Genomic DNA, 13299 nt, shown 5'->3' on the forward strand with positions numbered 1-13299 from the left:
GGGTCTGGAGCGGTCACCGGGGCGCCGATACCGTGCGGTGAGTGCCCGTCGAACCCGCCCCGACCCCCTGGTCGTTCGGCGACCCCGCGCGCTTCGACGCCCGCGACGACCTGGTGGGGGTGGGGGCCGACCTCGCCCCGGGCACCCTGCTCGCGGCCTACCGCCAGGGCCTGTTCCCGATGCCCTCGGGCCAGCGCGGCGACCCGATGTACTGGTTCTGCCCCGTGCACCGCGGCGTGCTGCCGCTGGACGGGGTGCACGTCTCGCGGTCCCTGCGCCGCTCGATGCGCTCCTTCGAGGTCCGTGTCGACACCGCCTTCGAGGAGGTCCTCGACGCCTGCGCCGACCCGCGCCGGCCCTCGGGCTGGATCGACGGCGAGATCCGCGAGGCCTACCTGCGCCTGCACGACCTGGGGTGGGCGCACAGCGTCGAGACCTGGCGCGAGGGCCGGCTGGTGGGTGGCCTGTACGGCGTCGCGAGCGGCGGGCTCTTCGCCGGCGAGTCGATGTTCCACCGCGAGACCGACGCCTCGAAGGCCGCCCTCGTGGCCCTGGTCGACCTGCTCGACGACGAGCACGCGGCGGACCGGCTCCTCGACGTGCAGTGGAGCACCCCGCACCTGGCCAGCCTCGGGGTCATCGAGATCGGGCGCGAGGAGTACCTGCGCCGGCTGGCCCGCGCGGTGACGACGCCGCTGCCGGCGGCCCTGGACGACTCCGGTCTGGACAGGCAAGGCATGGAAACGGGGTGAGTGGGCAGGGTGGGACAGTCCCCCCGCCGCTCACCCCCATCCCAGGAGCCCCCATGAGAGCCCTCGCCCGATCCCTCCAGCGCCCGACCCTGACCATCGCCGGGCTGGCGCTCGTCCTGGGCGGGGCGGCCGCGTGCGGCAGCGACGACCCGTCGTCGGCGCCCGACGACGCGTCCCAGGACGACTTCTGCCAGGTGTACGCGGACACGGCCGAGGAGGAGAGCGACGACCTGGACACCGCGCGGGACGCGGTCGAGCAGCTGATCGAGGTCGGGACCCCCGAGGACATGCCGGAGAAGGCCCGGGACGGCTTCGAGACGCTGGCCACCCTGGTGCAGGAGGCCGACGACAACGACGACCTCGAGAAGATGGGCGAGGACCTGGACCAGGCGCAGCAGGAGAACTTCGGTGCCTTCATCCAGTACATCACCGAGACCTGCGCCGACGAGCTCGGCATCCCCAGCGACGAGGACCTCGAGCAGCAGCTCGACGACCTCGAGGTGCCCGAGGGTCTGGAGTCCCCCGGCGCGGAGTGACACCGCCCACGCGGGTCGTGTGCCCGCGGCCCGCGGGCCGAGCAGTCACTTTTGCACCACCGAGAGGTCACTTCCGCACCCACACGGGTGCAGAGCTGACCGGTGGGTGGTGCAGAACTGACCGCTCGGCCGGCGCCGTTCAGGTTCCTCTCGGGATGGTGTGGCACCGTCGAGGGCTGCGCCGGGGCAGACGCCCGGGCGCCCTCGAACGGAAGGACCCCCCGTGAAGCACGCTCTCGCCCCCCTGGCGGTGCTCGTCGCCCTGACGGCCGCCGCCTGCGGATCCGACGACGAGACGTCCGACGCGTCGAGCGACCCGACGACGGCCTCGTCGAGCTCGTCGTCCGCCGGTGACCCCGGCACCGACAACGCCTTCTGCACCGCCCTGGTCGGCAACGGCGCTCTCGAGGACGGCTCCGACGTGGAGACCCTGATGGCGGGTCTGGAGGCCAGCGGCATCCCGGACGACGCGCCGCAGGAGGCCTCGAAGGGCTTCGACGTCTACCTCGACATCCTCGGCGACATCGACACCGACGCCAGCGCCGAGGAGCTCGCCGCCATGGAGGACTTCGACCTCTCCAAGTCCGAGCAGCAGCAGGTCAACGCGCTCGTGCAGTACGCCGGCGCCACCTGCGCACCGCCCGCCGAGGGCGAGTCGGGCTCGGAGTCCGCGCCCGCCGACGGTGGTCAGGACCAGTCGGAGGAGAGCGACGAGAAGTAGGGCCTAGACGACCTGGGGCGGCTGGCCGGTCTCGCTGAGCATCGGCCGACCGGCCGCCTCCCAGTCGAGCATCCCGCCGTCGAGGTTGACGACGTCGTGGCCGTGCTGCGACAACCACGCCACGGCCTGCGCGGAGCGCCCGCCGATGCGGCACACCACGAGGGTCCGCCCCGCCGGCACCTCGCTGACCCGGGCGACGAGCTCACCGATCGGGATGTGCAGCGCCCCTGCGATGTGGGCGTGCGCCCACTCGGTCGGTTCGCGCACGTCGAGCACGGACAGGTCCTCGGGCAGCGGGTCGGGCACGCGGTCGAGGCTGACGGTGGGAACGGGCATCGAGGTCATGGGTTCCTTCGGGTCGGGCTCCTCCACCGTAACCGAACCAGGCGGTGGCCGACGCCGATGAGCAGGACCGCTGCGCCCCCGAGCACTGCGGGCCACGGCAGGGTCACCACCAGGACCGTGCAGCCGAGCGCACCGAGGACCGCCAGGACCCGGGGGAAGCGACGGTGCGCCCGGTCCTGGGTGAGCGCGGCCAGGTTGGCCACGAGGTAGTAGACGAGCACGCCGAAGGACGAGAAGGCGATCGCCCCGCGCAGGTCGACGGTGAGCACCAGCAGGCAGACCACCGCCGCCAGGGCGACCTCCGCGTGGTGGGGCACCTGGTGGCGTGGGTGCACCGCGCCCAGCCAGCGGGGCAGGTCGTCGTGGCGCGCCATCGCCAGGGTGGTGCGCCCGATGCCCGCGATCAGCGCCAGCAGCGCGCCGAGCGAGGCGGCTGCGGCGCCGACTCGCACCACCGGCTCGGCCGCCGACCAGGTGCCCGCCGCGACGGCGTCGGCGAGCGGGGCGCTGCTGGCCGCGACCCCGTCGGCGCCCAGCACCGCCAGCACGGTGACCGCGACGGCGGCGTAGACGAGCACCGTGAGCCCGAGCGCGACCTGGATGGCGCGCGGGATCGTGCGCCCGGGCTCGCGCACCTCCTCGCCCAGGGTGGCGATGCGCGCGTAGCCGGCGAAGGCGAAGAACAGCAGCCCCGCGGACTGCAGCAGCGGGTACCAGCCCACCCCGCCGTCGAGGGCGACGCCGACCCGGGCCGGGTCGGCGCCGCCGCCGGCGAGCCCGGCCGTGACCGCGACGGTCAGCGCCATCAGCACCACGGCGACGATCACCCGCGTGAGGCGGGCGGTGCGGGTCACCCCGCGGTAGTTCACCGCCGCCAGGGCGAGCACCGCCGCCACTGCCACGGGGCGCTGCCAGCCCGCGGGGGCGGCGTACGCCGCGAAGGTGAGGGCCATCGCCGCGCACGAGGCGGTCTTGCCGACCACGAAGCCCCAGCCGGCCAGGAAGCCCGGCCACGCCCCGAGGCGCTCGCGGCCGTAGACGTAGGTGCCGCCCGAGGTCGGGTACTGCGCGGCGAGCTGGGCCGAGGACGTGGCGTTGCAGTAGGCCACCACCGCCGCGATCGCGAGGCCGAGCAGCAACCCGGCGCCGGCCGCGCGCGCAGCGGGGGCGAACGCCGCGAAGACCCCCGCCCCGATCATCGAACCGAGACCGATCACGACCGCGTCCCCGGTCCCGAGCCGCCGGGCCAGGGCGGGGGAGGGGGAGGAGCTCACTTGAGGAGCTTGCTCATCCGGCGGTCCGCCAACGGCTTGCCCCCGGTCTGGCAGGTGGCGCAGTACTGCAGGCTCGAGTCGGCGAAGGACACCTCGCGCACGGTGTCACCGCACACCGGGCAGGCCTCGCCGGTGCGGCCGTGCACCGCCAGGTGCGTCTTCTTCTCGCCCTTGAGCTCGCTGGCCGCGAGCCCCCGCGAGCGGTCCACGGCAGCGCCGAGGGTCTCGCGCAGCGCGGCGTACAGGACGGTGAGCTCGTCGTCGGTCACCGAGGATGCCGGCTTGTACGGCGACATCCGGGCCGCGTGCAGGATCTCGTCGGAGTAGGCGTTGCCGATGCCGGCGATGGTGCCCTGGTGGCGCAGCACGCCCTTGAGCTGCTTGCGGCCCTCGGTCCGCAGGATCTCCGCGAACCGCTCGCGGGTGAAGTCGTCGGTGAGCGGGTCGGGGCCCAGGCTCGCGATGCCGGGCACCTCGAGCGGGTCGCGCACGACGTACATCGCCAGGCTCTTGCGGGTGCCGGCCTCGGTGACGTCGAGACCCGTCTCGTCGTCGAGCACGATCCGCGCGGCGATCACCGACTTGGGGCTCGGCTTCGGCGGCAGGGCCGGCACCTCGGCGCGCCAGCGCACCCAGCCCGCGCGCGCGAGGTGCATGACCAGGTGGGTGCCGGAGACGTCGATGTCGAGGAACTTGCCGTGCCGGGTGACGCCGTCGACCAGCAGACCCTCGAGGGCGCCCAGCGGCGGGTCGAAGGTCTTCAGGGCACTGAACTGCGCCACGTGGACCCGGGTGATCGCACGGCCCGCCAACCGGCCCCCCAGGTCGAGGGCCAGGGCCTCCACCTCGGGCAGCTCCGGCATGGCCCCGATCCTAGGACCGGGCCGTGCCCCTGGGGGAGACCCCGGGCCGACCCTGGGGGGCACGCCCCGGTCCGGGGGAGTGCTCTGCGACTCGCTAGCGATGTATCGGAGTTCGGCTAGAGATGTCGATACCGTCCGATCGTGGACCCGGTACGCAATCCCTATGCCCCCGGCGCGGGCCAGCGCCCGCCCGAGCTGGCCGGTCGTGACGAGCAGCTGCGCGCCTTCGACGTCGTGCTCGAGCGGGTGGCGCGCGGGCGTCCCGAGCGATCCCTGGTGCTGACCGGGCTGCGCGGCGTCGGCAAGACCGTGCTGCTCAACGCGCTGCGCTCGGCCGCCGTACGCCGCGGCTGGGGCACGGGCAAGCTCGAGGCCCGCCCCGACCAGGGCTTGCGGCGCCCGCTGTCCAGCGCGCTGCACCAGGCGATCCGCGAGCTCGGGCACCCCGAGCAGGACCAGGTCGACCACGTGCTCGGCGTGCTGCGCGCCTTCGCCCAGCGCGAGGCCGGCACCGACGCGAAGCTCAAGGACCGGTGGAGTCCGGGCATCGACGTACCTGCCGCGAGGGGGCGCGCCGACTCCGGCGACATCGAGATCGACCTCGTCGAGCTGCTGACCGACGTGGGCGGGTTGGCCTCCGACGTCGGCAACGGCGTGGGCGTCTTCATCGACGAGATGCAGGACCTCGGCCCCGACGACATCTCCGCGCTGTGCGCGGCCTGCCACGAGATCAGCCAGTCGGGCCTGCCGGTCATCGTCGTGGGCGCGGGGCTGCCGCACCTGCCGGCGGTGCTCTCGGCCAGCAAGTCCTACTCCGAGCGGCTCTTCAGCTACCAGCGCATCGACCGGCTCGCCCGTGACGCGGCCGACCGCGCGCTGTGCGCCCCGGCCGCCGAGGAGGACGCGGAGTTCACGGAGGACGGGTTGGCCGCGATGTACGCGGCCACCGGCGGCTACCCGTACTTCATCCAGGCCTACGGCAAGACCGTGTGGGACCACGCCCCGCGATCCCCGATCACCGCCGAGGACGTCGCGGTGGCGGCGCCCGAGGCGGAGCGCGAGCTGGCGGTGGGCTTCTTCGGCTCCCGCTACGAGCGCGCGACCCCCGGGGAGCGCGACTACCTGCGCGGCATGGCTGACGCCGCCGCCGACGTCGGCGAGGACCCGGTCGGTGCGGTCGCGACCGCCGACGTCGCCGTCGTGCTCGGCAAGAAGCCGCAGTCGCTGTCCCCGGCGCGCGACTCGCTGCTGAAGAAGGGCCTGATCTACTCCGGGGAGCGCGGCCGGATCGCCTTCACCGTGCCGCACTTCGGGCGCTACCTGCGCGAGCAGGGCTGACCCGGCCCAGATATCGCGCCGACCCGGCCCAGATATCGCGCTGACCCGACCCAGATATCGCGCCGACCCCGCCCCCATCGGTGCAGAAGTGACCGCTCGATGGTGCAAAAGTGACTGCTCGTGCTGGGGGAGGGGTCGGTGGGGGATGATCGGCACATGAGGCCGCAGGTGCTCGCCCACCGTGGCGCGAGCCACGACCACGCCGAGCACACGCTCGGGGCGTACACCGCCGCCCTCGACGACGGCGCGCAGGGCCTGGAGTGCGACGTCCGGCTCACCGCCGACGGCCACCTGGTGTGCGTGCACGACCGCGACCTGCGGCGCACCGCCGCCACCCGCGACACCGTGTCGACGATGGACCTGGCCGACCTCTCCGAGCTCGACTTCGCCAGCTGGAAGCACCCGTGGGCCGACCTCGACGACGAGCGGCCCGACGTCGACGAGGCCGACGGCAAGGTGCTGACCCTGCGCAAGCTGTTCGAGGTGGCGGCCGACTACGACCGCCGGGTCGAGATCGCGGTCGAGACCAAGCACCCCACCCGGTACGGCGGACTCGTGGAGCAGCGGGTCGTGGAGCTGCTCGCCGACTTCGGCTGGACCGGTCCCGACAGCCCGGTGCGGGTGATGAGCTTCTCCTGGCGGGCGCTGCGACGGGTCTCACGCCTGGCGCCGGACGTGCGCGTGGTCCAGCTCGTCGACCAGCTCGGCCGCTGGCCGCTGGTGCGCCGCAGCATCGGCAGGGACTGGATCGTGGGGCCCGGCATCGCCGAGCTGATGGCCCACCCGCGCATGGCCCGCCGCATCGCCGACAGCGGCCACGACGTGCACGTGTGGACGGTCAACACCCGCGCCGAGCTGGAGCTGTGCCTCGACCTCGGCGTCAAGGCGGTCATCAGCGACCGGCCGGCCTACGTCCTGGAGCTGCTCGACGACCTCGGGGTGTGAGCCCGGGGCCCGTCCCGAGGTGCCGCGGGGTGGGACGCAGCGATAGGTTCACCACCATGGCGAAGAAGTCCCGCACCAAGGCCCGCGACCAGCGCACCACCACCTCCACCCCCGGTGAGGTCGGCCCCCGGCAGCCCTGCCCGTGCGGGTCCGGCCGGCGCTACAAGGCCTGCCACGGCGCGCCCGGCGGCCCCGTCGACACCTACGTCCGCCGCCCGTTCGAGGGTCTGCCCTCGGAGTGCGACCTGATCGCGCTGCGCGAGCTGGTCCCGGCCGGCACCGCGCCCCTGACGCTCGCGGACTCCCTGGACGGCTCCGAGCGCAGCGTCGTGCTGTGCTCGCTGCTGCCGATGGCGGCGCCCGCGATGGTCCGCGAGAGCGGCGAGATCTGGCTGGGCCTGCAGGTCCAGCACCAGTTCGGCGACCCCGCCCGCGACCTCGGCGCCGTGCTCATCAAGGCCCTGGCGGCCGCCGAGGCCGGCGAGAGCGGCGTCATCGGTCTCACCGACGCGCCCGGCGAGGGTCCGCGCCTGCAGGACCTCGTCACCGGCGACACCCTCGACGTGACCGTCCACGACGGCTTCGACTACTGGATCGCCGACGTCGAGGACAAGGAGTCGATGGCCGGCGCCCTCGACCAGGCCAACGAGCAGGCCCACCCCACCGCCCGGCTGACCCGGGTCGAGGCGGCGTACTGGACCGACGTCGGCACCAAGGAGCACCTGCGCTGGGTGATGCCCGAGCCCGAGGACCAGCTCCTCGACGCGCTGGCCCGCCTGCACGCCGCCGGCAAGGACGTCATCGTCGAGGGTGCGCGCCTGGTGGGGATGTTCCGTGCCCACGGCCTGCTGGCCCCGGTCTGGGACCTCCCGCTCGGCACCGGCGCCGAGGTCCTCGAGGGCCCGGCCGCCACGTTCGCCGCCGCGCTCGCCGAGGCGCTGGCCGACGAGTCGCCGCTGAGCACCGAGGAGCGGGCCGCCCGCTCCGGCCTGGCGAACCGCCAGGTCACCATCCGCTGAGACCGGTCGGTCAGGCGCGGCGCAGCACCCACGGCTGCAGCCGCGAGTAGCCCTTGACCGAGGCGCGCGGCGGGCGGCGGAACGTGTACGCCGCCTGCTCGCTCGCCTCGTCGAGCGCGAGCAGGTGCGCGTGGGCGCCCTCGTCGACCAGCACGGTGCCCGGTCGGGCCAGCGAGGTCAGCCGGGCCGCGACGTTGACGGTGGCGCCCAGCACGTCGCCCAGGCGCAGCACCACGGCGCCGTACGCGATGCCGGCGCGGACCTCGGGGAACGCGTCGTCGGGGTCGCTGCCGCGCCGGGTCATCTCGAGCGCGATCTCGGCCGCGACGACGGGGTCGTCGGCGAGGAGGAGCACCTCGTCGCCGATGTTCTTGATGATCCGGCCACCGTGGTCGAGCACGATGCTGCTGGAGGCGTCCTCGAAGGCCTCGATCCACGCGACCAGCTCGGCCTCGCGCAGCGACTTCGAGCGGGAGGTGAAGCCGACGATGTCGACGAAGCACACCGCTTGGGGCAGCACTGCCTCCCCGGGCTCACCGGGCTCCGTGGAGCCGCCGCTCACGTCGAGCAGCCGGCTGGAGGCGGTGGCCAGGTGTCGCTTCCAGGTGTAGGCCTGCAGCTGCTCGACCCGCGGCAGCACCTCGGCCGTCAGCTCGGCGAGGGCCTCGACGGGGTCCTCGTCGCTGCCCGGCACCAGGTGGGCGGTCGCGACCCGGGCCAGCAGGGTCGTCTGCCACTCGGCCAGCCGCGCGAAGGAGCGCCCCAGGGTGCGCACGAGGGCGGCCTGCGAGTCGTCGCTCAGCACGCCGAGGCTGGTCAGCTCGGCGCTCAGGCGCAGGGCGTCGACGTCGGCCCGGGTGAAGGCGAGCACGTCGTCGGTGGTCTCGGCGAAGCCGAGCAGGCGCCACAGCTCACGGGCCAGCTCCAGCGGGACGCCCGCCTGCTCGCTGACCTGGACCCGGTTCAGGTGCGGCGCCTCGCCGAGGATCAGCTCCTCGACCCGGCCCGCCCGGTCGCCGGCGCCCGACGCGGTGGGACCCGCCGGTCCGGCCACTAGCTGGTCTGGCTGGGACGGTGCTTGGCGCGGTCGGCGGCGAAGCGCTCCTGCGCGACCTGCTCGAGGGCCTCGCCGAAGCTCGGCAGCTCCACGGCCAGGCGGTTGAGGTCCTCGGCGGTGAAGTGGATGAGCTCCAGCGGGCTCAGGGCCACGACGCTCGCGGTGCGCAGCGAGTGGTTGACGATCGCGGCCTCACCCATGATGTCGCCGGGACCGAGCTGGGCGATCTCCTCGCCGTGCTGGCGCACGGACACCGAGCCGGACAGGATGATGTAGGCCTTGTCGGCGCCGGTGCGCTCGGAGATGGGCGCCCACCCCTCGGGCAGGGTCACCCGGGTCCCTGCGGAGCTGATCTTGGCGATCTCCGCGGGCGTGAACGTGCTGAAGAACGAGTTGGCCATCGGGCGCAACCTTTCGGGTTCGGGGGTCCTCCCGCGAGTGATACTCGCGGACCTGCAGCGGGCTGGCAAGCGTGCGTCACGCGGGTCACACGTGACGAAGCCGCTGCTCAGACGGGGTGTGGCTCAGAGGGGGTCGCGCACGATGGGGCAGCTCATGCAGCGGGGTCCGCCGCGGCCCGAGCCGAGCTCGGTGCCGGCGATGCGCACGACCTCGATCCCGGCCTCCTCGAGGCGCTCGTTGGTCTGGTCGTTGCGCTCGTAGGCGACCGCGACCCGCGGGGCGAGGGCCAGGGTGTTGTTGCCGTCGTCCCACTGCTCGCGCTCGGCGGTGACCGGGTCGAGCCCGGTGTCGATGTGGTGCAGCTGGTCGATGCCCATCGCCTTGGCGGCGGCCACCAGGAACGGCTCGGCCGGGGCGACGTCGAGACGCAGCGTGGACTCGTCGTCGGTGTCCTCGGCGAGGGTGACGGCGTAGGCCTGCAGCGCGTCGGCGACGTTGGGGTACATCACCACCTTGTCCACGTCGACCAGCGTGCAGATCGTGTCGAGGTGCATGGTGGCCCGCTCCTGGGCGATCGGCACCGCCAGCACGGTGCGCGCCAGGCCCGCGTGGAAGACCTGGCGGGCGAAGCGCTCCACACCGGCCGGCGTGGTGCGCTCGCCGACGCCGACGGCGATGACCCCGGGAGCCAGGAGCAGCACGTCGCCGCCCTCGACGTGCTCGGAGTGCCAGCCGTGGATCTTGCGGGTGCCCCGGAAGCGCGGGTGCTCGGTGTAGATGAGCTCGGTCAGCTGCGTCTCGCGGGTGCGGGCCGGCATCGCCAGGGACGTCACCGCCACCCGGTCGCGGACCCAGACGCTGGAGTCACGGGTGAAGAGCAGGTTCGGCAGCGGGTCGACGAGGAAGTCGTAGGGCGAGAGCAGCGAGGTCACCAGGCCGTGTCCGCCGCGGACCTCGTCGTTGCGGATGCCGGCGGTCAGCACGGCCGTCAGCTCCTCGGGGCTGGCGTCGTGCAGGAACCCCGCCAGGTAGGAGCGCAGCGTGTCGCCGAGGTGCAGGCCCGAGAGGGCCGCGGTGACGGCGTGGTTGCGGGCCATCTGGTCCTGCAGCGTCTCGGTGAGCAGGTCGGTCAGGTACAGCACCTCGACGTCGCGGGCGCGCAGCGCCTCGGCGAAGGCGTCGTGCTCCTCCTGGGCGCGCGCCACCCAGGGGATGCCGTCGAAGAGCAGCCGGTCGTTGTTGCGCGGGGTGAGCCGCTTCAGCTCGTTCCCGGGGCGGTGCAGCATCACGGTCCGCAGCCGGCCGACCTCGCTGTCGGCGCCGTGCACGGGCTGGGCGGCGCTGGTGGTCGGGCTCGCAGTCATGGGTCCACCCTAGTGGCGCCGACCGGGTGGGAGTCAGGCCAGGAGCTCGTAGGTCGTCAACGCCGCCAGCACCAGGCAGACGAGGGCCCCGCCGTACATCAGTGCGTGCAGCGGCACCCGCCGCGTCAGCGCCCGCCCGACGAGCACCGCCAGGGCGCTCACGGTGAGCAGGGCGCCGAGGGCGCCGACGAAGACCGGCAGCGCGGCGTCGTAGCGGGCCACCAGGGTGATCGTGAGCAGCTGCGACAGGTCGCCCCACTCGGCGGCGAAGAGCACGACGAACGACGCCCCGACGGCGCGCAGGCCGGTCGCGGGCGCGGCGCGCTCGAGGAACTCGGCCCCGTCCCCGGTGTCGTCCGCCTGGCTCCCGGTGGCGGTACGCCGCGCACCGCGGGCCTCGCGCAGCAGCAGCAGGGCGCCGACCAGGAACATCGCCGCGGCCAGGCCGCGCACCAGGTCGTCGGGCAGGAAGGACGCGGCGCTGCCGAGCAGCACCGCCACCCCGGTCTGGACCGTGAAGGCGAGACCCACGCCGATCCACACCAGCAGCGGGCGGTAGCGGGTGCTGAGCACCAGCGTCGCCAGGAACGTCTTGTCGGGCAGCTCGACGAGGAAGATCGTGCCGAACGCCACCAGCAGCGCGCTCAGCTCCACGCGGTGTCCTCCTCGAGCAGGCGCCACGCCTGCGACCGGGCCTCGGCGAGCACCGCCCGGGCCGGGCGGCCGGCGACCCGCGCGACAGCGGCGACATCCTCCCACTCGGGCTGGGCGGTCACCGCGCGGCCCTCGTGGCGCGACACCTTGACCCGCACCGGTGCGCCGGCGACCTGCACCTCGACCACCTCGCGCGGCAGCGCCCGCTTCGTCACCGGGTGCTCGCGCAGGCCGATCGTGGAGGTCTCGCGGAAGACGACGCCCCGCACCGCCGCGGCGTGCTCGGGTCGCACCAGCACCGACAGCGTGTGGGCGGGACGGCCCTTCTTCATCAGGACCGGGGTGAGCCAGGCGTCCGCGGCGCCTGCCGCCATCAGGGCCTCCAGCACCCCGGGCCACAGCCGCGGGTCGAGGTCGTCGACGTTGGCCTCGAGCACCAGCTCCTCGTCGGTGGCGGGGGGCCGGGTGGGTCCTGCGTCGACCGCGGGACCGGCCAGCACCCGCACGACGTTCGCGTGCGTGTCCGGGTCCCGTCCCCCGGCACCGACCCCGACGTCCTCGAGCACCAGTGCCGGCTGCGGGCCCCACGCGTCGCCCAGCGTGCTGAGCAGCGCAGCGCCGGTGGGCGTGCACATCTCCGCCGGCGCGGCGCCCGGGGGACCGGCGTACGACGGGGCGCCGCGCAGCAGCGCCACGACCGCCGGCACCGGCACCGGCAGGGACCCGTGGGCCGCGCCGACCCGTCCCGAGCCGACGGCGACCGTGCCGACCACCACGGGGCCGCCGACCCGGTCGCGCAGGTGCGCGAGCCCCGCGCACACCCCGACTACGTCGGCGATCGCGTCGAGGGCGCCGACCTCGTGGAGGTGGACGTCGTCGGCGTCGTGGCCGTGGACGGCTCCCTCGGCGGCGGCGAGGCGGGCGAAGACGGCCAGCGCGGCCGCCCGCACCTGCTCGTCCAGCCCGGCGGCCACGAGCAGGTCGCGGACGTCGCGCCAGGTGCGGTGCGTGCTCGAGTCGGCGACCTCGACGTGGCAGCGCGTGGCGAGGAGACCGCCGCGGTCGACCTGCTCGGCCCGCAGCGCGACGGGCTCGGGCGAGACGGCGTCGACGGCGTCCTGCAGCAGCGCCAGCGGGACGCCGGCGCCGATCAGGGCCCCCAGCAGCATGTCGCCGCTGGCGCCGGCGGAGGCGTCGACCCAGATCGTCACCGGTCGGCTCCGGGCGCCTCGTCGCGGGACCCGCTCTGCCGGGCGATCCGCGCGGCCAGGACGCCGGCGCCGTAGCCGTTGTCGATGTTGACCACGCCGATGCCGGGGGCGCAGCTGTTGAGCATGCCCAGCAGCGCCGAGAGCCCGCCCAGGGAGGCGCCGTACCCGATGCTGGTCGGCACCGCGACGATCGGCACGCCCACCAGGCCGCCGACGACCGAGGGCAGGGCACCCTCCATGCCGGCGACCACGATCAGCGCGTCGGCGGTCGCGAGGTCGTCGCGCACCGCGAGCAGGCGGTGCAGGCCGGCCACCCCGACGTCGTCGATGCGGGCCACGGCGGCGCCGTGCACGGCGACGCTGAGCGCCGCCTCGGCGGCCACCGGCGCATCAGAGGTGCCGGCGCTGAGCACCAGCACCCGCCCTCGCCCGGCCGGGGGCGGCCCGAGGACCGCGGCGCGGGCCACCTCGTCGACCACCGCCGTCGGCAGCCGCTCGGCGACCAGGGCGAGGGCGGCGGGGTCGAGCCGGGTCGCCAGGACGGCGCGGTCGGGGTGCTGCTCGTGCAGCGCGGAGAGCAGGTCGACGACCTGCGAGGGGCTCTTGCCCTGGCCCAGGACCACCTCGGGGTCCCCGGTGCGGGCGGCCCGGTCGACGTCGACACGGGCGAAGCCGAGGTGGTGGGTGCGCGGGTCGGTCGGGTCCACGCGCCGAACCTACCCCGAGAGATTTTGCTGCAAGTTTCACGGATGATGGTTTGCGTGGTCCTGACGGGGGTACACCGACGAGAACCGCTGCGGCGGTGTTGATGCACCACG

At 74.3% G+C, this 13299-nt stretch carries 15 protein-coding genes; 6 read left to right on the forward strand and 9 right to left on the reverse strand.

What is annotated here, in order from left to right:
- The first annotated feature begins 41 nt into the window (after positions 1 to 41).
- The 3 genes from aat to I601_RS06800 all read left to right on the forward strand — a co-directional run bounded on the left by aat (position 42) and on the right by I601_RS06800 (position 2009).
- Positions 42 to 752 (forward strand): leucyl/phenylalanyl-tRNA--protein transferase, encoded by a 711-nt coding sequence (gene aat, locus I601_RS06790; protein WP_068107641.1) that lies wholly within the window; start codon positions 42 to 44, stop codon positions 750 to 752.
- Positions 753 to 805: 53 nt separating this feature from the next.
- On the forward strand, positions 806 to 1288 hold the full coding sequence (locus I601_RS06795) for a hypothetical protein (RefSeq protein WP_068107643.1): 483 nt from the start codon (positions 806 to 808) through the stop codon (positions 1286 to 1288).
- A 223-nt stretch (positions 1289 to 1511) separates the two neighbouring features.
- Positions 1512 to 2009, forward strand: coding sequence for a hypothetical protein (locus I601_RS06800; RefSeq protein WP_068107645.1), 498 nt, complete (start codon positions 1512 to 1514; stop codon positions 2007 to 2009).
- 3 nt (positions 2010 to 2012) lie between these two features.
- On the opposite strand, the gene I601_RS06805 is transcribed toward I601_RS06800, so the two are convergent.
- From I601_RS06805 to I601_RS06815, 3 genes are read right to left on the reverse strand one after another with little or no spacing between them, the layout of a single operon-like run.
- Complete coding sequence (locus I601_RS06805; protein WP_068107647.1) at positions 2013 to 2354, reverse strand: rhodanese-like domain-containing protein; 342 nt, start codon at positions 2352 to 2354, stop codon at positions 2013 to 2015.
- A complete protein-coding gene (locus tag I601_RS06810; RefSeq protein WP_068107649.1) occupies positions 2351 to 3628 on the reverse strand; it encodes an APC family permease in 1278 nt (425 codons plus the stop codon). The genes I601_RS06805 and I601_RS06810 overlap by 4 nt, the downstream gene beginning before the upstream one ends.
- Positions 3625 to 4491 (reverse strand): Fpg/Nei family DNA glycosylase, encoded by an 867-nt coding sequence (locus I601_RS06815; protein ID WP_068107651.1) that lies wholly within the window; start codon positions 4489 to 4491, stop codon positions 3625 to 3627. Before I601_RS06815 ends, I601_RS06810 begins: the two co-directional genes overlap by 4 nt.
- Positions 4492 to 4632: 141 nt before the next feature.
- Here I601_RS06815 and I601_RS06820 point away from each other — a divergent pair, with 141 nt between their 5' ends.
- The 3 genes from I601_RS06820 to I601_RS06830 all read left to right on the forward strand — a co-directional run bounded on the left by I601_RS06820 (position 4633) and on the right by I601_RS06830 (position 7793).
- Positions 4633 to 5829, forward strand: coding sequence for an ATP-binding protein (locus I601_RS06820; protein ID WP_068107654.1), 1197 nt, complete (start codon positions 4633 to 4635; stop codon positions 5827 to 5829).
- Positions 5830 to 5985: 156 nt separating this feature from the next.
- Positions 5986 to 6774, forward strand: a complete 789-nt coding sequence (locus I601_RS06825) for a glycerophosphodiester phosphodiesterase (RefSeq protein WP_068107656.1) — start codon at positions 5986 to 5988, stop codon at positions 6772 to 6774.
- A gap of 56 nt (positions 6775 to 6830) precedes the next feature.
- Positions 6831 to 7793, forward strand: coding sequence for a DUF5926 family protein (locus I601_RS06830; protein ID WP_068107658.1), 963 nt, complete (start codon positions 6831 to 6833; stop codon positions 7791 to 7793).
- 10 nt (positions 7794 to 7803) lie between these two features.
- On the opposite strand, the gene I601_RS06835 is transcribed toward I601_RS06830, so the two are convergent.
- The 6 genes from I601_RS06835 to larB all read right to left on the reverse strand — a co-directional run bounded on the left by I601_RS06835 (position 7804) and on the right by larB (position 13188).
- Positions 7804 to 8847 carry an adenylate/guanylate cyclase domain-containing protein gene (locus tag I601_RS06835; protein WP_068107659.1) on the reverse strand — a complete coding sequence of 348 codons (1044 nt, stop codon included), beginning with the start codon at positions 8845 to 8847 and terminating at the stop codon, positions 7804 to 7806.
- The gene (locus I601_RS06840) at positions 8847 to 9251 is read right to left on the reverse strand and encodes a Crp/Fnr family transcriptional regulator (RefSeq protein ID WP_068107662.1); all 405 of its coding nucleotides are present in this window, start codon (positions 9249 to 9251) and stop codon (positions 8847 to 8849) included. The genes I601_RS06835 and I601_RS06840 overlap by 1 nt, the downstream gene beginning before the upstream one ends.
- Positions 9252 to 9374: 123 nt before the next feature.
- A complete protein-coding gene (locus tag I601_RS06845) occupies positions 9375 to 10616 on the reverse strand; it encodes an arginine deiminase (protein ID WP_068107664.1) in 1242 nt (413 codons plus the stop codon).
- 33 nt (positions 10617 to 10649) lie between these two features.
- Positions 10650 to 11270, reverse strand: a complete 621-nt coding sequence (locus I601_RS06850) for a TMEM165/GDT1 family protein (RefSeq protein ID WP_068107666.1) — start codon at positions 11268 to 11270, stop codon at positions 10650 to 10652.
- Entirely contained in the window at positions 11261 to 12481 is a 1221-nt protein-coding gene (gene larC, locus I601_RS06855; RefSeq protein WP_068107667.1) for a nickel pincer cofactor biosynthesis protein LarC, read from the reverse strand. The genes I601_RS06850 and larC overlap by 10 nt, the downstream gene beginning before the upstream one ends.
- On the reverse strand, positions 12478 to 13188 hold the full coding sequence (gene larB / locus I601_RS06860) for a nickel pincer cofactor biosynthesis protein LarB (RefSeq protein ID WP_068107669.1): 711 nt from the start codon (positions 13186 to 13188) through the stop codon (positions 12478 to 12480). The genes larC and larB overlap by 4 nt, the downstream gene beginning before the upstream one ends.
- Positions 13189 to 13299 lie beyond the last annotated feature (111 nt).

Origin of the sequence: Nocardioides dokdonensis FR1436 (genome assembly GCF_001653335.1) — a bacterium.
Lineage (GTDB): Bacteria > Actinomycetota > Actinomycetes > Propionibacteriales > Nocardioidaceae > Nocardioides > Nocardioides dokdonensis.